The 18,350-nt window shown below is 67.3% G+C and carries 14 protein-coding genes; 11 read left to right on the top strand and 3 right to left on the bottom strand.

Annotated features, from left to right (window positions below; all coding sequences use genetic code 11):
• Nucleotides 1–29 precede the first annotated feature (29 nt).
• Entirely contained in the window at nt 30–1,199 is a 1,170-nt protein-coding gene (solA, locus tag ACS8YF_RS14040; RefSeq protein ID WP_440850768.1) for an N-methyl-L-tryptophan oxidase, read from the top strand.
• Nucleotides 1,200–1,258: 59 nt separating this feature from the next.
• On the opposite strand, the gene ACS8YF_RS14035 is transcribed toward solA, so the two are convergent.
• The 3 genes from ACS8YF_RS14035 to cra all read right to left on the bottom strand — a co-directional run bounded on the left by ACS8YF_RS14035 (nt 1,259) and on the right by cra (nt 4,821).
• Complete coding sequence (locus ACS8YF_RS14035; protein WP_440850767.1) at nt 1,259–2,077, bottom strand: alpha/beta hydrolase; 819 nt, start codon at nt 2,075–2,077, stop codon at nt 1,259–1,261.
• Nucleotides 2,078–2,245: 168 nt separating this feature from the next.
• Nucleotides 2,246–3,601, bottom strand: a complete 1,356-nt coding sequence (locus ACS8YF_RS14030; protein WP_440850779.1) for a sugar porter family MFS transporter — start codon at nt 3,599–3,601, stop codon at nt 2,246–2,248.
• A gap of 188 nt (nt 3,602–3,789) precedes the next feature.
• Nucleotides 3,790–4,821, bottom strand: a complete 1,032-nt coding sequence (gene cra, locus ACS8YF_RS14025; protein WP_440850766.1) for a catabolite repressor/activator — start codon at nt 4,819–4,821, stop codon at nt 3,790–3,792.
• Between the two features lie 190 nt (nt 4,822–5,011).
• On the opposite strand from cra, the gene ptsP reads away from it, so the two are divergent.
• The 10 genes from ptsP to ACS8YF_RS13975 all read left to right on the top strand — a co-directional run bounded on the left by ptsP (nt 5,012) and on the right by ACS8YF_RS13975 (nt 18,333).
• Complete coding sequence (gene ptsP / locus ACS8YF_RS14020; protein WP_440850765.1) at nt 5,012–7,885, top strand: phosphoenolpyruvate--protein phosphotransferase; 2,874 nt, start codon at nt 5,012–5,014, stop codon at nt 7,883–7,885.
• Nucleotides 7,885–8,841 (top strand): 1-phosphofructokinase family hexose kinase, encoded by a 957-nt coding sequence (locus tag ACS8YF_RS14015; protein ID WP_440850764.1) that lies wholly within the window; start codon nt 7,885–7,887, stop codon nt 8,839–8,841. Before ptsP ends, ACS8YF_RS14015 begins: the two co-directional genes overlap by 1 nt.
• A gap of 61 nt (nt 8,842–8,902) precedes the next feature.
• Nucleotides 8,903–10,672, top strand: coding sequence for a fructose-specific PTS transporter subunit EIIC (locus ACS8YF_RS14010; RefSeq protein WP_440850763.1), 1,770 nt, complete (start codon nt 8,903–8,905; stop codon nt 10,670–10,672).
• Between the two features lie 369 nt (nt 10,673–11,041).
• Nucleotides 11,042–11,719 (top strand): response regulator, encoded by a 678-nt coding sequence (locus tag ACS8YF_RS14005; RefSeq protein ID WP_440850762.1) that lies wholly within the window; start codon nt 11,042–11,044, stop codon nt 11,717–11,719.
• Nucleotides 11,716–13,149, top strand: coding sequence for a sensor histidine kinase (locus ACS8YF_RS14000; RefSeq protein ID WP_440850761.1), 1,434 nt, complete (start codon nt 11,716–11,718; stop codon nt 13,147–13,149). The genes ACS8YF_RS14005 and ACS8YF_RS14000 overlap by 4 nt, the downstream gene beginning before the upstream one ends.
• A gap of 17 nt (nt 13,150–13,166) precedes the next feature.
• Nucleotides 13,167–14,561, top strand: a complete 1,395-nt coding sequence (locus ACS8YF_RS13995; RefSeq protein WP_440850760.1) for an efflux transporter outer membrane subunit — start codon at nt 13,167–13,169, stop codon at nt 14,559–14,561.
• A 3-nt stretch (nt 14,562–14,564) separates the two neighbouring features.
• Nucleotides 14,565–15,698: an ABC transporter permease gene (locus tag ACS8YF_RS13990; RefSeq protein ID WP_440850759.1), complete on the top strand. Its 1,134-nt coding sequence runs from the start codon at nt 14,565–14,567 to the stop codon at nt 15,696–15,698.
• A 4-nt stretch (nt 15,699–15,702) separates the two neighbouring features.
• Nucleotides 15,703–16,425, top strand: a complete 723-nt coding sequence (locus tag ACS8YF_RS13985) for an ABC transporter ATP-binding protein (RefSeq protein WP_440850758.1) — start codon at nt 15,703–15,705, stop codon at nt 16,423–16,425.
• Nucleotides 16,426–16,448: 23 nt separating this feature from the next.
• A complete protein-coding gene (locus ACS8YF_RS13980) occupies nt 16,449–17,426 on the top strand; it encodes an efflux RND transporter periplasmic adaptor subunit (protein ID WP_440850757.1) in 978 nt (325 codons plus the stop codon).
• 70 nt (nt 17,427–17,496) lie between these two features.
• Nucleotides 17,497–18,333 carry an alpha/beta hydrolase gene (locus ACS8YF_RS13975; protein ID WP_440850756.1) on the top strand — a complete coding sequence of 279 codons (837 nt, stop codon included), beginning with the start codon at nt 17,497–17,499 and terminating at the stop codon, nt 18,331–18,333.
• Nucleotides 18,334–18,350 lie beyond the last annotated feature (17 nt).

The raw sequence follows: 18,350 nt of genomic DNA, 5'->3' as shown, positions 1-18,350 counted from the left end.
CTCGCGCGCAGACTCAAAGGATCTAGACGATGGCGGAATATGATGTGGCAGTCGTCGGTCTCGGCGCCATGGGCAGTGCCACGCTGCACCAGTTGGCCAAGGCTGGCGTACGCGCGATCGGTATCGATCGTTTCATGCCGCCGCATACCCGGGGCTCGAGCCATGGCGATACGCGTATCACCCGGCAGGCGATTGGTGAAGGCCCGGATTATGTCCCGTTCGTGCTGCGCTCGCATGCGCTCTGGCGCGAATTGGAAGCCGCCACCGGTGAGACGATCTTCAATCCCTGCGGCACGTTGATCATGGCGCCCAGCGACATGCCGAACACCCACCACGGCAAGACGGGATTTCTGGAAACCACGATCGAGGCGGCCCGGGCGTATGGCATCGAGCACGAGCTGCTGGGGGCCGATGAGATCGCCGCGCGTTTCCCCCAGTACGTCGGGTTAGGTGGTCGCGAGCGGGCTTATTTCGAACCCGGCGGGGGGTACGTGCGGCCGGAGCGTGCCATCGCGGCCCAGCTCGAACTCGCGCGCCAGAATGGCGCGATGGTGTGCACCGATATGGTAGTGCAGGCCATACACCAGAGCGGTGATGCCGTGGCGATCGAAACCGAAAACGATGTGATCCGGGCCGGGCGGGCAGTGGTCAGTGCCGGGGCCTGGACGGCCCCGTTGCTGGGCGCGCCGTTCGACCGGCTGCTTACGGTGAGTCGGCAGGTGCTGCACTGGTTTTCGCTGGCCGAAGGCGCCGTGGCGCCCGACGAGTGGCCGGTCTCGATCTGGATGCATGGCTCGGGTGATACCGACTATTTCTATTCCTTTCCGCCGCTGCCGGGCGAAGCCAGCATCAAGGTCGCGACCGAGCAGTATGCCTCCCACACAAGCGCGGATATGCTGGAGCGGAACGTCGGCGCCGACGAATCGGCGGCGATGTTCGATCATCACGTCAACGGTCGAATCGCCGACGCCCGCGCGCCCGCGATTCGTGCGGCAGCCTGTTTGTACACCACGACGCCGGACCGCGGTTTCATCCTCGACTGGCATCCGGACATGGATCGCGTATTCGTGATCTCGGCCTGCTCGGGCCATGGTTTCAAGCACTCGGCCGGTATCGGTGAGGCCGTGGCTGGCGTGCTGCGGGACGAGGGTGAGCCGATCGATCTGGCCCCCTTCGCGTTATCGCGATTCATCGAGTGAGCCAGCGGCCCTCGGGGGAACCCGGGCGGCCGCGCCCAAGCCGGCGAATGCGGGTCGGCTCAGTCTTCGAGCGTGCTCCAGCGCGTCAACGCCGTCGCGGGCGAGCGCAGGGATTCCAGCACGGAAAAATGATGCTCACCGGCCAGTTCCACGGCTTGGGTGGCCACGCCCAGGCCGGTCCATATATTGGCGAGCAGGTGGGTCTGGCGCTTGAGTTCGGGCAGTTCGTCGCCGCCCACCACGCAGATCAGATCGCCGGGCAGGTCGGGCGACTGCAGCGCGGGCGAGGCGACCGTCGCGCGCTGTTCGGACAGGCCCAGCGTGCCGTTGATATCGGTGGTGGCGGCGATGGGGCGCAGGTCGTGCAGCCCGGAGATGGAGATGACGCGGCGGATGCGTTTGCGGGCCGAGGCCAGCAGGCCGCTGTGGGTGGTCACGGCATGGGTGACGAGATGGCCGCCGGCTGAATGCCCGGCCAGTACGAGCGGGCCGTTCACTTCGTCGGCAACCGCCTGAATGCCGGCAATCACGGCATCCGCCAGCGACTCCAGCGTGACGTCCGGGCACAGCGGGTATTCGATGAAGGCGACCCGCCAGCCGCGGGCGAGTGCGCCGGCGGCGAACTGGTGATTGTCGCGGCGCGACAACGCCCGCCAGTAGCCGCCATGGACGAAGATCAGCGTGCCCGCCGCTTCGCCCGCCGGCCCGAACAGGTCGAAGACTTCACGCTCGCCGACGCCGTAGGTGCGCTCCAGCGGTTGATCGGCGCCGCGCTGCGCGCGAAAGGCCGCGGCGTCGGCCTGCCAGTGGCGCAGCCAGTCGCCGGCGTCGGCTACCGCGGCGCGATTGTCGTAGGCGCGATCCCAGGCGTTGCTCATGGTCGAACCCCGTGCTGTGGCCGATCACCGTGGCGGCCGACCCTGTTCATGTTTCGCAAACAAAACGACCGGCCAGCGGCCGGTCGGTAAGCGGTATATACACCCGATTTTAGCAGGCGGGCGGCGACGCGACGAATACGCCGCGTCGCCGTGCGCTCGCCCCGTCGATCAGACGCCGATCTTGCTGAGCGCCTTGCCCGACAACAGGTTCGTTTCGATCTTCTCCAGCGAGATGCCCTTGGTCTCGGGCACGTACTTCAGCGTGAACAGGATGAACAGCGCGTTGACCGCGGCCAGCAGGCCGAAGGTCCAGGTGCCGCCAATGCCGTTGAACATGATCGGGAAGAAGAAGCCGATGCAGAAGTTGCCGATCCAGTTGGCGCCGGTAGAGGCGCCGATGCCGAAGTCGCGGCCCTGCAGCGGTTGGATTTCGGCGCACAGCGTCCAGATCAGCGGGCCGGCCGACATGGCAAAGCCGACCACGAACAGCAGCACCATGGCCATGGCGGTGTACTGCAGGAAGGTGGTGCTCGGGCCGATGTGGATGATCGTGCTCAGCAGCGCCATGGTAATCGCCATCATGGCGAAACCGGCGTAGAGAATCGGCTTGCGCCCGGCACGGTCGATCAGCGCGATGGCGATGAAGGTGGCCAGGACGTTGGTCAGGCCAGTGACCACGGTTGCCCACAGGCTGGCCGAAGTGCCTTCGAAACCCGCGGTCTGAAAGATCTGCGGGGCGTAGTACATGATCACGTTCATCCCGGTGAACTGCTGCACCAGCTGCAGGGCCACGCCGAGGAACACCGAACGACGGAAGTTCGGGTTGCGGCGGAACATCTGGAAGCCCTGCGCGCCGCGCTCCTGCTCGATCGCGTCCTGGATCTCGCCCATTTCGTAGTCGACTTCCTCGGTCGTGCCGCGCAGCCTGGACAGCACGTCGCGCGCTTCGTCGAAGCGGTCCTTGGCGGCCAGCCAGCGCGGGCTGTTGGGTACGCTCAGCGCGCCGAAGAACAGCAGCACGGCCGGGATCACCAGCACGCCGAACATCCAGCGCCAGCTCTCGATATACGAAAACGCCGCGTTGGAGACGAACGCCGCGAGGATACCGACCGTGACCATCAACTGGTAGAAGGAGATGGTCGTGCCGCGAATGCGCTCGGGCGTGACCTCCGACAGATACAGCGGGGCGGTGAACGAGGCCACGCCGACGGCCAGGCCGAGCAGGATACGGCCGATCCACAGCAGCGTCGGCCCGGGCGCGACCACGCACACCAGCGCGCCGATGATGAACAGCAGCGCAGAGGCCAGCAGCGCGCGCTTGCGGCCCATGGTCTTGGAGATCGTACCGGCGGACAGGGCGCCGATGGCGGCGCCGACCATCATCGACGACACGATCCAGCCCTCCATGGCCGAGGACAGGTTGAAATCCTTCTTGATGAAGGGCAGGGCGCCGGAAATGACGCCGATGTCCATGCCGAACAGCAGGCCGGCGAGCGCCGCCAGGCCGCAGGAAAGCCAGACCATCGGCACGATGTCGGCGTGGGCGACAGCGTCGGGCGTCGATTGCGATGTCGACGAGACGGAACCAGGTGCACCGGCCATATCGAATCTCCTTGAAATAGGGAAGGGAAGGGACAAAAACGGCGTATAAAATATCGGCGTTGGGCGATCATGCCCATCGCCGCACGCGGCAAGTAAGACTAAAGTCTCACTTATTTTGGAACTTTTGTTTCGCCTGGTGGCACTTTGCGGCGTCGTTGCTTCAACAGACGATGAATACGGTCTCGTCCCGGCGTGCACTCGCCGGCGAGTGCCGCCCACATGCGTTCGAGTGTCATCTGCGCGATCTTGTCGTGTTGTTGCGGCAGCGAATTGACCGCCATGGGCAGGAAATCGAGCACGCGGTCATCGCCGAAGGTGCCGGCCCGTGGCAGGGCCGGCGTGTCGCCGGCGTCGGCCAGCAGCACGTCGAGCGCGCCGTCGAGTAGCGGATAGGCGGCTGTGATCAGCGCATCGGGCATGGGGTGTTCGCTGAGCCAGTCGGTGAGCAGCCGTGCACCGCTGGCGCGATCGAAGGCCGCGGCGGTACGCACGGCGGCCTGGCAGTCGCCTTCGTGCGCGGCCACGGCCGCCATGAACCCGGCGCGCCGGCGCTCGGTGATCGACAGGCCGGGCACGGCATCCAGCCACAGAATGGTGTGTGTTTCGCGGGTCAGAACCGAGGCGGTGAGGCGGCGCGCGGCCTCCGTGTTGCTCGACGCCACGCTGCGAAAGCGTGTTTCGTCGAGTGGGCGGTCCAGGCCGATCACCGGCAGGCCGCCGGCCACGCCATCGTAGAACGGGTCGTCGCGGTCGAGACAGGAGGCCACGATCAACCCGTCGCAGCGGCGGGCGCGCAACGACTCGACCAGGCGGCGTTCGGTGGCCGCCTCGTCGTCGGAGTCGACGATGATCACCTGGTAGCCGGCAGCGCGCGCGCCGCGTTCGATGCGTTTGGCCAGGCGCGCGTAGCTGGCATTTTCCAGATCCGGCACCACCAGCCCGAGGGTGCGCGTCTCGCCCCGGCGCAGCGCGACGGCCCGGGCGTCGACCTGGAAATCGTGGGCGGCGACCACGGCCTGGACGCGCGCCACGGTGGCGCGGCTGATGCGCCGGGCCTCGGCCTGGCCGTTGATCACGTAGCTGGCCGTGGTCCGGGACACGCCGGCGAGTCGGGCGATGTCGGCAAGGGTGCGGGCGGTCATGGTCGTGGCCCTCCTGGCGTGTCAGACTTTTGTCTGAAGCGCGGGTATTTCACTTGATTCCTCGTTCGAGCCATCTCAGCATACGACTGTAATGGCGCTGACACGATTCAGCCATGCGCCGATAGCCGCATACCACGGGCGGGCCGCCGCCCGCTGTATTACCGCGGTTCGATCCGTTCCCGGAGTTGTCATGCTCGAACTCACGCCCGATGCCGTCCTGCTCGACCAGTCCGCCGACGATTGGCGCGATGCGCTCACCCAGGCCGGCTCCGCGCTCACCCGCGCCGGCCTGGTCGATCCCGCGTACGGCCAGTCGCTGTTCCAGCGCGAGCGGGAGGGCTCGACCTATCTCGGCAACGGCATCGCCATTCCGCACGGTACGCCGGCCTCGCGCGGCTATGTGAAGACCACCGGGCTGCGCTTGTTGCAGTATCCGGACGGCCTGGAATGGCACGATGGCAATCGCGTATCGCTGATCATCACCATCGCGGCCGCCAACGACGAACACCTGGATATCCTGCGCCGACTCACGCATGTGCTGGATGCGCCCGGCGTGGCCGAAGGGCTGGCCGCGGCCGGCAATGCCGACGAGGTCATCGCCCTGCTATCGCGCGCCCCGGTCGAGGCCCGTCTGGACCGGGCCACGGTGGCCGCCCGCGTGCCGGTGGCCTCGCGCGAGGGCCTGGCCGCCGTGGCCGCCACGCGGCTGTATGAAGCGGGTGTCGCCGGGGCTGCATTCATCGGCCAGATCATGGGCCAGCCGCCGGTATCGCTGGGACACAAGCTGTGGCTGGTGGAAGGCAATGCCGAGGTCACCCAGCCGGCGCTGGGGGTGGCGACACCGGCGGAAGTGACCGACGCCGCGGCCGTGTTCGTGCTTGCGCGCATGGCCGGCGAGGATCAGGCCGCGGATGAAGCCACGCGCGGGCTGCTCGATCGTATGCTCGGCGTACTGGAATCGGGCGAGGCGCCGCGCCTGGCCCAGCTCGATACCGCCCAGTTGATCGGCCGGCTGGCCGGCGAATCCGCCGGTGCCGAGGTGCTGCGCGTGCGCGTGCGCAACGCCCATGGGCTGCACGCCCGCCCGGCCAAGAATCTGGTGCAGATCGCCCGCGAGCAACGCCTGCCGATCCGTGTGCGCCTGGAGTCGGGCGGCGCCGATGCGGTATCGGCCGCCAGCCTGACCAAGGTGATCGGGCTGGGCGCCCGGCGCGGCCAGATGCTGGTGTTTTCGGCCGAAGGCGAGGGCGCGGCCGCCGCGCTCGAGGCGATCGGCAACGCCGTGCGTTCGGGGCTCGGCGAGGATGTGCTGCCGCTGGAGGACACCAGCGAAGCCCGCCCGTCGCGCAACAAGACCGAGCCGCAGGTCTATGCACCGGCACCGGCGGCGGATACGGCGCTGGATGCCGTCGCCGCCTCGCCCGGCATGGCGATCGCGCCGGTATTCGTGCTGCGGCTGCCCGAATTCGACTATGCCGATACGTCGGACGATTCCATCAGCGAGCGCAAGCGCCTGGATACCGCCATCCGCGAGGCTTACGGTCAGCTCACCGAGTTGATCCAGGCCGCCGATGGCGGCGACATGGCGGAAATCCTGTCCATGCACGAGGAAATGCTGCGCGATCCGGAATTGCGCGAGGCCGCGGTCGAGGCGATCAACGAGGGTGCATCCGCCGAGGCCGGCTGGTGGCAGGCCATCGATGCCTCGGCGCGCGCCCAGGCCGCGCTCGCCGACCGTATCCTGGCCGAGCGCGCGGCCGATCTGCGCGATGTCGGCCGGCGCGTTCTGGGCCGGCTGTGCGGCGTGGCCATGCCCGAACCGCCCGAGCATCCGTATATTCTGGTGGCCGAGGATATCGGCCCGTCGGATGTGGCCCAGCTCGATACCGAGCGCGTGCGCGGCCTGGTCACGGCCAAGGGCGGGGCCACCTCGCACAGCGCTATTCTGGCGCGCAGTCTGGGGATTCCGGCGGTGGTGGGGGCCGGCGAGGGGGTGCTGTCGCTGGCCGACGGCATCGACCTGATCATCGATGGCGAACGCGGCCGCGTGGTGCCGCAGCCCTCGCCCGAGCGACGCCAGCGTACCGAGCGGGCGATCGCCGATCGTGCCGAGCTGGAAGCCGAGGCGTACACCGCCCGCTTCGAGCCGGCGGTCACCACCGATGGCGTCCGCATCGACGTCGCGGCCAATCTCGGCAATACCTCGCACGCGACCGACGCGGTCGAGCGCGGCGCGGAGGGGGTGGGGCTGCTGCGCACCGAGTTCATCTTCATGGCGCATCCGGCCGCGCCCGATCTGGACACCCAGATCACCGAATACAAGCGTGCCTTCGACGCGCTCGGGCCGGACCGGCCGCTGGTGGCGCGCACGCTGGATGTCGGCGGCGACAAACCGCTGGACTACTGGCCGGTGCCGCCGGAGGACAACCCGTTCCTGGGCCTGCGCGGCATTCGGTTGGCGCTCAACCGGCCGCAGATTCTCGAAACCCAGATGCGCGCGCTGATCGCCGCCTCGGAAGGCCGGCCGCTGCGCATCATGTTCCCGATGGTCAAGGATGTGGCCGAGTTCCATGCGGCCAAGGCCATCTACGACCGCGTGCTCGCCGAGTTCAATGACACCGATGTACAGCTCGGCGTGATGGTGGAGGTGCCGTCGTGCGCGCTGTTGGCCGAAACACTGGCGCCGCATGTGGATTTCTTCTCCATCGGCACCAACGACCTCACCCAGTACACCCTGGCCATCGACCGTGGTCACCCGCGGTTGTCGGGCCAGGCCGATGGCCTGCATCCGGCCGTGCTGCGGCTGATTCTGATGACCGTTGCCGCCGCCGAGGCGCACGGTTGCTGGGTGGGCGTGTGCGGCGAACTGGCCAGCGATGCCCAGGCGGTCGGTGTGCTGGTGGGCCTGGGCGTGAACGAGCTGTCGGTCAACGCGCGCCAGATCCCGCTGGTCAAGGCGCGCATTCGCCGGCTGTCGCAGAGCCAGGCGTCCACCCGCGCCGAAGCACTGCTGGCACTGGCGACCGCCGCCGAGGTGCGCGAGGCAGTCGAGGCCCAATCGTAATGGCGCGCGTTCTGGCGATCACGCCAAACCCGGCGCTGGATCTGTCGATCGGCCTGGCGCGGCTCGTGCCGGGCGAGGTCAACCGCGCGCGGACTTGCCGCACGAGCCCGGCGGGCAAGGGCAACAACGTCGCGCGGGTGCTCGCCGCCCAGGGGCATGACGTGACCGTGACCGGCTTTCTCGGCGCCGATAACGCGGGCGTTTTCGGGGCCGCATTCGCGGACTGGGGCGTCACCGATGGCTTCGTGCGCGTGCCCGGCGAAACCCGTACCAACGCCAAGCTCGCCGAGGCCGATGGTCGCGTCACCGACGTCAATGCGCCCGGCGCGCCCGTCGCGGCGGCCGACGCCACGCGCCTGGCCGAAGTGATCGCGGCCCAGGCCTCCGGGCCGCTCGACGCGGTGGTGATCGCCGGCAGTCTGCCGCCGGGTCTGACCCCGGCGATGCTGCATGCCGCGCTCGATCCGCTGCTCGAGGCCGGGGTCCCGTTATGGCTGGATGCCAGTGGTGCCGCCCTGACGGCCGGACTGGCGCTCGCGCCGGCGCTGATCAAGCCCAACGCCGCTGAGCTGGCGGCCTGCGTGGACCGCGATCTGGCCGACACGGCCGACTTGATCGCCGCGGGGCGTGAATTGCAGGGCCGCGGTGTGGCCGAAGTGGCGATCTCGCGCGGTGCCGACGGGGTTGTGTGGCTCACGAGCCGCGATGTGCTGGTGGCCACCGCGCCCGCGGTTGGGGTCGAGAGCACGGTCGGGGCCGGCGACACGCTGGTCGCCGGGCTCCTGCACGGGCGGCTTTCGGGCTGGTCGGATGCCGACACACTCGCGTTTGCGGTGGCCTTGTCGGCCGATGCCGTGACGCGGATCGGGGTCGGCCGTTCGGATACGCCGGGTTTCGAGACATTGCGCGGCGCGGTGACGGTCGATGCCGTCACGATCGACGCGCCGGTGGACTAGAGCAGTTGCCAGACGACGTGTCCGAGCCGATGGGGCGAAGACCGTTGCTGAGGAGTGAAGCATGAAAATAACCATCATCACAGCCTGCCCCGGCGGCCGCACCACATCCTGGCTGGCGGCCCAGCGACTGGCCCGCGCGGCGCAGCGCCAGGGCCACACGCCGGTCTTCGACAGCGAGGACGACGGCGCCGGCGAGCTGATCATCGTGGCTGCGAGTGGGCCGGTTGATCTGGTGCGTTATGCCGGCCGGGCGTTGTATCGGGCCGAGATGGCCGATGCGCTGGCCGATCCGGATCGCGTGATCGAGCGCGCGCCCGAGGCGGCGCAGCCCTACGACCCGGCCGACGAGCCGGCCGCGGTGGCGGCCCCCGATGCCGAGGCGGCACCTGCCGAGCGCGCGCGCATCGTCGGCGTAACCGCCTGCCCGACGGGTGTGGCGCACACCTTCATGGCGGCGGAGGCGCTGACCCAGGCCGGGCGCGCGATGGGCCACGAGGTGCGCATCGAAACCCAGGGCTCGGTCGGGGCCCAGGATGCGCTGACCGACGAAGAGATCGCGGCCGCCGATATCGTGCTGCTGGCTTGCGACATCGAGGTCGACGATTCGCGCTTCGCCGGCAAGCGGATCTATCGGGCGTCCACGGGTGCTGCACTCAAGCGCGCCAACGCAACGATCGAGGCCGCGCTCGCCGAAGCGGCGGTCGAGTCGGCGGGGGGAACCGAATACGGCGCCTCGGCCAGCAAGCCCAAGGCCAGTTTCAAGGAACGCGGGGTCTACAAGCATCTGCTGACCGGCGTGTCGTTCATGCTGCCGATGGTGGTGGCCGGTGGGCTGTGCATTGCCCTGTCGTTCGTGTTCGGCATTCATGCCGCGGACCAGAAAGGCAGCTTCGCGGCCGCGCTCATGCAGATCGGCGCCGGCTCGGCCTTCAAGCTCATGGTGCCGGTGCTGGCCGGCTATATCGCATATTCGATCGCCGACCGGCCGGGGCTGACCCCGGGCCTGATCGGCGGCTGGCTGGCGACCGATCTCGGCGCCGGCTTCATCGGCGGCATCATCGCCGGCTTCATCGCCGGCTATGCGGCGCTCGCGGTCAAGCGGTTCGTGCCGTTGCCGGCGAGCATCCAGTCGCTCAAGCCGATTCTCATCATCCCGTTGTTGTCGAGCCTGGTGACCGGGCTGGTGATGATCTACGTCATCGGCACGCCAGTGGCCGCCATTCTCGGTGCGCTGACGCACTTCCTCAACTCGATGGACGCCACCAACGCCGTGCTGCTGGGCCTGTTGCTGGGCGGCATGATGTGTTTCGACATGGGCGGGCCGATCAACAAGGCCGCCTATACGTTCGGCGTCGGTCTGCTGTCCACGCACACCTATCTGCCGATGGCCGCCATCATGGCCGGCGGGATGGTGCCGCCGCTGGGCCTCGGCCTGGCCAGTGTGGTGGCCCGGCCTAAGTTCGATACCGCCGAGCGCGAGGGCGGCAAGGCCGCGGTGGTGCTGGGCCTGTGCTTCATCACCGAGGGCGCGATTCCGTTCGCGGCCCGCGATCCGCTGCGCGTAATTCCCTGCTGCGTGACGGGCGGCGCGGTCGCGGGCGGCATGAGCATGTACTTCGGCTGCAAGCTGATGGCGCCGCACGGCGGGTTGTTCGTGTTGCTGATCCCGAACGCCGTGACCCACGCGCTCCTCTATCTCGGCGCGATCGCCGCCGGTTCGCTGGTCACCGGGCTGGTTTATGCGGTGATCAAGCCGCGCCCGGTCGCCGGCGCGGTGTCCGCCGGCAATAACGCCGATCCGCTGGGCCTGGATTCGTCACATGTGGCGTGACGGCGCGTGCGCCAGGTATAGCGGGTCTCGCCACGCCGCAGGGACGGCGGCGAGTACGCCCCCAGGCTGGATCCCGCGCGCTGTTGCCGGCAGCGCAGACGCGGCGTTTGTTTATCGTAAAGCCGGGGCTGTCATGATGCGTGTGCGTTCGCATCAGGGCGAACCGGTAACGGCGAGCGGAGTGGCCGAGGCGCGGCCGGCGTGAGGCCGGGCTTCGCGGCGCCATTGCTTATCGGCCGAGAGGCGCGCTGGCGGTCGGTGCGTAAACCGGATCGTTCGTTGATGGTGCGCATGGATTGAACTTAGTCGGCGGCTCGCAGTCCCACCCATGTCCCCGAACAATCAAGAAAACAAGGCTGCCCGTCGCCGATGCGTATCCTCGTGGTAGAAGATGATCCCGCGATTGCCGAGGGCTTGTGTGCCGGCTTGCGCGACAGCGGTCATGCGGTGGATCACTTGTCGGACGGGCGTGAGGCCCGGCTGGCGCTGCAGGAAAAGACGCACGATTTGCTGGTTCTGGATCTGGGGCTTCCCTACCTGAATGGCGATCGATTACTGCATGAGTTGCGCCAGGATCAGAACCCGCTGGCGGTATTCATCGTCACCGCGCGGGACAACATGGAGGAACGGATACGTATCCTCGATCTCGGTGCCGACGACTATCTGGTCAAGCCATTCGCTTACGTCGAATTCGCGGCCCGGGTGCGCGCGCTGCTGCGCCGCCAGGTCACGCATGGCCGGCCGGAAGTGCAATTGGGGCGATTGCGCCTGGATATCGCGGGCCGGCGGGGCTGGGTCGGGGCTCGCGAGCTCGAGCTTACGGCGCGCGAGTTCGGGTTGCTGTCGGCCCTGGCCGCCCGGCCGGAGCGCCTGATCAGCCGATCACAGCTGATCGAAGCCATATGTGACTGGAACGAGGAGTTGACCGATAACGGGTTGGATATCGCCGTGCATCGCCTGCGGCGCAAGCTGGAAAAATCGGGGGCATCGGTGCGTACGGTGCGCGGGCTCGGCTACATGCTGACAGTCGATGAAGCGTCCGGATGAGTTCGTCGGCACCCGCGGCTACGCGGCGCCCGAGTCTGCGCCGTCGTCTGTTACTGTTTCTGCTGGTTCCGATGCTGATCATTCTGACGGCTGATGCCGTCATCACCTACTTCGTGGCCTTGTCCTATGCCAACCGGGTGCACGACGAGAGTCTCGCGGATGATGCCCAGATATTGGCGACGATGCTTCAGACGCGTTCACTCAATGGCCAGATATCGCCCCAGGCGCGCTTTCTTTTGCAGTTCGATCCCGACGGCCACAACTATTTCGCCATTCGCAGCCCGCAGCAGGGCCTGATCGCCGGCAGCCGCATATTGCCGCCGGTGGCGCCCGTGCCGGAGCCCGGTCAGCCGCCACGGCTGTACGATACTCATATCAAGCACACGGCGTTACGGGCCGCCACGCTGGCCATCGTCGATCCCGGGCACAAGAATCGGGTCCTCGATATCACCCTGGCGCAGACCTTCCGCGGGCGCCGCCAGGTCGCGCGTCAGATCCTGCTGCTCAATATCTCCCTGCAGGTGGCCCTGATCAGCGCCTTGCTGCTCCTGGTGTGGCTCGGGGTTCGATTCGGTCTGCGTGTCATCGATCCGCTGACACGACGGCTCAGTCGTCGCGAACACGATCTGTCGCCGATCGAGGATGATGATGTGCCGGTGGAGCTATTGCCGCTCACGCACACGATCGATGCGTTGTTCGCCCGCTTGCGCGACATCATGGCGCTGCATGAGCGGTTCATCGCGGATGCGGCGCATCAGCTGCGCACGCCCCTGGCCGGGTTGCGGCTTCAGGTGGAGCGGGCGATGCGCTACGCCGACGACCCGCGCGCGCTGAAGGCGCTGGAACACATACAACAACTGACCGGGCGTACCGCCCGGACCTCCGGTCAGCTGTTGGCGCTGACCCGGGCCGAGGCGCGCCCGATGCAGATGGCGCCGGTCGATCTGCGCAAGCTGCTGCCGGAACTGGCCGGGCAGCGCGTTCCGGAGGCGATCGAAAGCCAGATCGACTTCGGTTTCGAAACCACCGACAAGGCGGCCTGGGTCAATGGCGACGCCGTTGCGCTGCAGGAGGCGTTGGATAATCTGATCGACAACGCACTGCGCTACACGCCGCCGCAAGGCACGGTAACCCTGACGCTGACCCCGGATGTGGACGCGCTGTGCGTGCAGATCGACGACAGCGGACCCGGTGTCGATGCCGAAGTATTGCCGCGGCTCGGCGAGCGCTTTTTCCGCGCGCCGAACAATCAGCGCAGCGGGACCGGTCTGGGGCTGGCTATCGTTCGCCACATCGTCATGAAGCACCGCGGGACCGTTCGTTTTGAACGCTCTTCACTGGGCGGGCTCAGCGTGCGACTCTGTTTGCCGCGACTGGCGTCAGCCGGCGCCTCCGCGGCGACGAACGAACGCCACGGCCGGCGCTCATGACATTAAGGAATGTTTGGATGATGGGGTCGATAGCACGCTCCGGTCATTGGTGCGCTGGCCTGGTGGCGACGCTGTTGCTGGCCGGCTGCGTATCCACGCCGGTGCCCAAGCCGGATGTCTCGTTGCCGGCGCATTGGGCCCATGCCGCCAGGCAGGCCGGGACGCCGGAACCCGATTATCATCAATGGTGGCAGGCGTTACACGACCCCGCGCTGAATCAGGTGGTCGACGAGTCCCTGAAGGCCAACCTGAATCTCGCCTCGGCGCTGGAGCGCGTGCGCGCCGCTCGTGCTCTGTATCTGCGCAGCGATGCGCCGTACAAACCGGCATTGAGCATCAACACCGACGACCCGGTCGATCCGGATGCCCGCGCCTCCTATTTTCTGATGGGCTTCGATGCCCACTGGGAGCTGCCGTTTTTCGGTCGTGCCCAGGCCGCGCACAACGTCGCCCAGGGCCATCTCGACGAAGCGGCCGACAAGCTGCGCGAGGTGCGTGTGTCGATGGTGGCCGAGGTCGCGCGCGACTGGATCAACCTGAGTGCGGCGCAGCACAACAGCGCGATCCTCAAGCAGATGATCGATCTACAGCAAAAACGTATCCGGCTGGCGCGGGTGCGCGTGCATCTCGGGCTGGCATCGCCTGCGGTACTGACCGCGCCGTTGCTGAAGAAATCCGATCTGCAAACACAACAACAGAGCGCGCGGCATGCCGCCGTGGCCGCGGCGCAGCAATTGGCCACCCTGACCGGGCGCGATGAGCCCAGGCCGGCGTGGTTGCGTCACGCCACGTTGCCGACGCTACGCGGCTACGAGCCCGTTTCGGTGCCCGCCGATCTGCTGAATACGCGGCCCGGTATCGCCCGGGCCCGGGCCCGGGTCATTCGCGCCGCCGGCCAGCTGGGGCTGGCCAAGGCCAATCGCTATCCGAGTATCGGCCTCGGTGCGTCGCTGGTCGCATCGGCCGACCTGGCCAGCTATCACGCCAGCGGCATCAATGGAATCGGCTCGTTCGGCCCGACGGTCAGTATCCCGCTGTTCGACTGGGGCCTGCGCAAGGCCCGCGCCAACGCGAAGGGGCATCTGCTCAAGGCGGCCTCGCTGGCCTATCGCGAAGCGGTCCTGCAGGGCGTGGCCGATGTCGAGACGAAACTGGACGCGTTGCATAGCACGCAGGGCCGGCTTAAGACCCGAAAGCAGGTTGTCCAGCGCGAGAAAACAGCGGTCGCCCGGGCCCGGACCCGTGCCCGACTGGGGCTCGACAGCCCGGATCAGCATCTTGCGGCCGAATTCAGCTACAACCAGGCACGGCTGCGCCTGATCCACGCGCGGGCGGCGCACGATACGGCCTACGTCGCACTCTACAAGGCGCTCGGCGGGGCCAGCAATCGTTCGATCAAGAGCGCAGGCTGAGCGATGGTCTCACTGGCACGCAAGACCCTGCGCCACGAATGGCGACGCTTCCTGCCGGCGATGCTGGCCGTGGGTTTCGCCACGCTGCTGCAGTTGCTGCAGGCGGCGCTGGTGCTCGGTATCTTCGGCGGCGCGGCGGTTTATGTCTCCGATTCGGACGCCGATATCTGGGTCGGCTACCCGGGCACCCAGAGTGTCGACCAGGGGCGCCCGATTGCCTCGGATATTGCGTCATTGCTGGAGATGAATCCGCAGATCAAGTCCGTCGAACCGTTTTATCTGCTTGATGGCGACTGGCGCGGCGGACACGATACCGGTGGCGTCTCGGTCTTTGTTTCGGGCGTTTCCACCCGGCCCGGGGCGATGATGTTTTCTCGCGTTTTGACACCGGCGGTACGGGCCCGGCTGGCTTATCCGGAGTCGGTCGTCGTGGACCCCGCCGATTTACAGAAATTGGGCGTGCAGGTGGGCGATACCGCCAGCGTGAATGGCCACCTGGTGCGCGTGGTCGGTACGGCCCGCGGCCTGCGGGCCCTGGGCGGCGCCAATATCGTGACCTCGGTGCAGACCGCGCGCCTGCTGGACCCGTCGTCCAGCGAGAGCGGTGGGCCGACGTACCTTGTCGCGCGGCTACGCCATCCCGGGGATGCGCCTGCGGTCGTGGCCCAGTTGAACGGGCATACCGGATTCGGCCGCTATCAGGCCTGGACTGCGTCGGAATTCGCTCGGCTTTCGATCCTGTTCTGGTTGTTCAACACCGGCGCCGGCGCCGGCGTGCTGTTTCTTGCGGTCATCGTGTTTGCGGTGGGGGCCATCATCACCAGCCAGGCGCTGATGGCCGCGGTGGCGGCCTCGGTCAATGAATACGCCACGCTCAATGCCCTGGGGGTCGGCAAGCGTGCCCTGCGCTGGGTCGTCCTGGAGCAGGCCTTCTGGGTCGGGGCCTGTGGTGTCGTGCTGGCCAGCGTACTGGCGGCCCTGCTGATCTGGCTGGCGCATAGCGAGAACGTACCGGTGGCCATGCAGCCATCCGTGGCCGCGGGGTGCCTCGGGCTCGTCATGGCGTTGGTGGCGGTGTCCGGGTTGATCGCGATGCGCAGTATCCGGCGCGCCGATCCTGCCACGCTTCTGAGGTGAGTCGATGTCCCGATTGAATCCAGAAATCGACGACGGTGTGACGCTCGTTGCAGAAAATCTGACCAAGTCCTTTACCTCGGGCCGGCTGACCACGCGTATTCTGAATGACTTGTCGGTGGCGATCCGGGCGGGCGCGCTGACGCTCATTTCGGGGCCGTCCGGCTGCGGCAAGAGTACGCTGCTGTCGATTCTCAGCGGGCTGCAGGCGCCGGATCAGGGGCGCGTGCTGGCGCTTTCCGAGCCATTGCAGGAAATGGACCCGAAGCATGTAGAGGCCTTTCGTCTGCACCACACCGGGTTCGTATTCCAGGGATTCAACCTGTTCCCGGCCCTGACGGCACGCGAACAGGTACAACTGCCGCTGCAGTATCTTGATCTGTCATCACGCGAGATTACGCGCCGCGTCGACGAGGCGCTCGACGAGATGGGTATGGCGCACCGCCAGAATCTGCGCCCGGCCGAGCTTTCCGGCGGTGAAAAACAGCGCGTCGCGATCGCCCGGGCCTTGGCGAAATCACCCGCGCTGCTGTTCGCCGACGAGCCGACCAGCGCGCTGGACGCCGCCAATGGCCAGGCCGTGATCGATCTGCTGCATCGCATTGCCCGGAAACACGGCACTACGGTGTTGTGCGTCAGCCACGATCCACGGCTGATCAGCCATGCCGATCGGGTGTTGACCATGGAGGACGGGCGCATTCTCAACGATTCATGGGGCGAGGCCGAATGAGGCCGCCACGAGGGGGCATGTTCATGGCGAACAATCGATATGCGGGGCGCACGCGCTACGCGGCGCTGCTGCTGGCTGTATTGCTGCTCACTGCGGCCATTGCGGTGGCAACAGCCGCCGACCACGGCTCGGCCAAGCCGGGGGCAAAGTCCGGCAACAGTCACTATGCCGCGGTGGCCCGCGGTCGTATCGATGTCGAAGGCGGGCTGTTGGAGCTGCATGTGCCGGTGTCGGGCGGCGTAGAGGCGGTGACGGTGCACGCGGGCGACCGGGTCGAAAAAGGCCAGGTGCTGGCCCGCCTGGATGCGCACGTCGCGCAGGCCCGGGTTCAGATCGCCCAGGGCAAGTTGTCGCAAGCACGGAGCCAGAGCCATATTCTCGCGGATCGGCTGAAAGCGGCGCGCCGCCGGGCCGGCACCCTGCGTTCGGCGGCCCGTGCCGGTGCCGGGTCGACGCACGACGCCGACGCCGCAGCCGGGAAAGTGCATGATCTCAAATGGCAGCTCGACAGCGCGCGCGCCGGGATCGATATTGCCCAGGGCAAACTGGCGATTGCCCGGCGGCGGCTGGTCCAGCACCGGATCAAAGCGCCGGTCGCGGGTCGTATCGTGCAGGTCCATATTCATGCGGGCGACCACGTGGCGGCCGACGCCGGTCCCGCATTCGAGTTGTTGCCCGATCGCGCGCGCATCGTACGCGCCGAGTTGAACCAGGAATACGTAGGCGCCGTGCACAAGGGGATGTCGGCCCAGGTGGTGCTCGACGATGCCGGCCAGACCCCGCTCGGCAGCGCGCATATCGTGCGTGTCGGCGACGTATTCCATAAGCCCACGCTGGATAACGACCCGGGTCAGAACGCCGGGATACGCACCGTGCTGTGCGTACTCGCCTTCGACAAACCGTCGCACCGGCGTATTGGTCAGCGGGTGCTGGTACGCATTCTGCCCGGCGGGTCGCAGCCGACGCATGATACCGCCAAGGCTCCGGTGAAAGGCTCCTGAAACCCGTTGCTGGCATGCTGATGACGATCGATTGCGCGCATGGCGCCTGATTCGAGGATTGAGCCTGTAGATGACCCCCAATGTCGAGTTTTGCTTCCCCGGAGACAGTCGCGGGGTGCTTCTGATCCATGGCCTGACCGGCACCCCCCAGGAAATGCGGATCCTGGGCAAGGGGCTGAACAATCGGGGCTTTACCACACGCGGCGTTCAGCTGGCCGGGCATTGCGGCAGCGTCGACGATCTGCTGGCCACGGGTTGGCCGGACTGGTACCGCAGTGTGGAGGCGGCCGCGCGCGAGATGCGCGATTCGGTCGAGCATCTGTTTGTCGCCGGCTTGTCGATGGGCGCCTTGCTGGCGCTGCGGCTGGCCGAGGAACAGCCGGGCTGGGTCGATGGCGTGGGCGTGCTGGGCGCGACGTTTCGCTACGATGGCTGGAGCCTGCCGGCGCTGAACCGACTGGCGTTTCTGCTGCCCATGCTCAAGCGTCTAGGGATAGGCCGTGATCGCATGTTCATGGAGCAGCCGCCGTATGGTTTGCGCGACGAGAACCTGCGGCGCCAGATCAGCCAGGCCATGGCCAGCGGCGACAGTTCAGCGGCCGGCTTGCCGGGTAACCCCTGGCATTCGCTGGCCGAGCTTTATCTGCTGTCGCGTCGGGTTCGGCGTGATCTGGCTCGGGTGGCCGCGCCCTGCCTGATCGCGCACGCGACCGAGGACGATATCGCCTCGCGCTGGAACGCCGAACTGGTGGCACAGCACGTCGGCGGGCCATCGGAGTTTCTCTGGCTTGAAGACAGTTATCACATGATCACCATCGATCGTGAGCGCCGTCGCTTGATCACGGGCGCGGCGGATTTCTTCAACCGTACGATCGACAACGCGACCGCGCTGGAGAACGCGGCGTGATCGATGGCATGGCATCG

Source organism: Salinisphaera sp. SWV1, from assembly GCF_052044155.1.
GTDB lineage: Bacteria > Pseudomonadota > Gammaproteobacteria > Nevskiales > Salinisphaeraceae > Salinisphaera.
This window is presented reverse-complemented; position numbering and strand designations above follow the sequence as displayed.

Excerpts from the sequence above, each read along its gene's own strand:
- solA (WP_440850768.1), top strand. The coding sequence starts at position 30 with ATGGCGGAATATGATGTGGCAGTCGTCGGTCTCGGCGCCATGGGCAGT.
- ACS8YF_RS14035 (WP_440850767.1), bottom strand. The coding sequence starts at position 2,077 with ATGAGCAACGCCTGGGATCGCGCCTACGACAATCGCGCCGCGGTAGCC.
- ACS8YF_RS14030 (WP_440850779.1), bottom strand. The coding sequence starts at position 3,601 with ATGGTCTGGCTTTCCTGCGGCCTGGCGGCGCTCGCCGGCCTGCTGTTC.
- cra (WP_440850766.1), bottom strand. The coding sequence starts at position 4,821 with ATGACCGCCCGCACCCTTGCCGACATCGCCCGACTCGCCGGCGTGTCC.
- ptsP (WP_440850765.1), top strand. The coding sequence starts at position 5,012 with ATGCTCGAACTCACGCCCGATGCCGTCCTGCTCGACCAGTCCGCCGAC.
- ACS8YF_RS14015 (WP_440850764.1), top strand. The coding sequence starts at position 7,885 with ATGGCGCGCGTTCTGGCGATCACGCCAAACCCGGCGCTGGATCTGTCG.
- ACS8YF_RS14010 (WP_440850763.1), top strand. The coding sequence starts at position 8,903 with ATGAAAATAACCATCATCACAGCCTGCCCCGGCGGCCGCACCACATCC.
- ACS8YF_RS14005 (WP_440850762.1), top strand. The coding sequence starts at position 11,042 with ATGCGTATCCTCGTGGTAGAAGATGATCCCGCGATTGCCGAGGGCTTG.
- ACS8YF_RS14000 (WP_440850761.1), top strand. The coding sequence starts at position 11,716 with ATGAGTTCGTCGGCACCCGCGGCTACGCGGCGCCCGAGTCTGCGCCGT.
- ACS8YF_RS13995 (WP_440850760.1), top strand. The coding sequence starts at position 13,167 with ATGATGGGGTCGATAGCACGCTCCGGTCATTGGTGCGCTGGCCTGGTG.
- ACS8YF_RS13990 (WP_440850759.1), top strand. The coding sequence starts at position 14,565 with ATGGTCTCACTGGCACGCAAGACCCTGCGCCACGAATGGCGACGCTTC.
- ACS8YF_RS13985 (WP_440850758.1), top strand. The coding sequence starts at position 15,703 with ATGTCCCGATTGAATCCAGAAATCGACGACGGTGTGACGCTCGTTGCA.
- ACS8YF_RS13980 (WP_440850757.1), top strand. The coding sequence starts at position 16,449 with ATGGCGAACAATCGATATGCGGGGCGCACGCGCTACGCGGCGCTGCTG.
- ACS8YF_RS13975 (WP_440850756.1), top strand. The coding sequence starts at position 17,497 with ATGACCCCCAATGTCGAGTTTTGCTTCCCCGGAGACAGTCGCGGGGTG.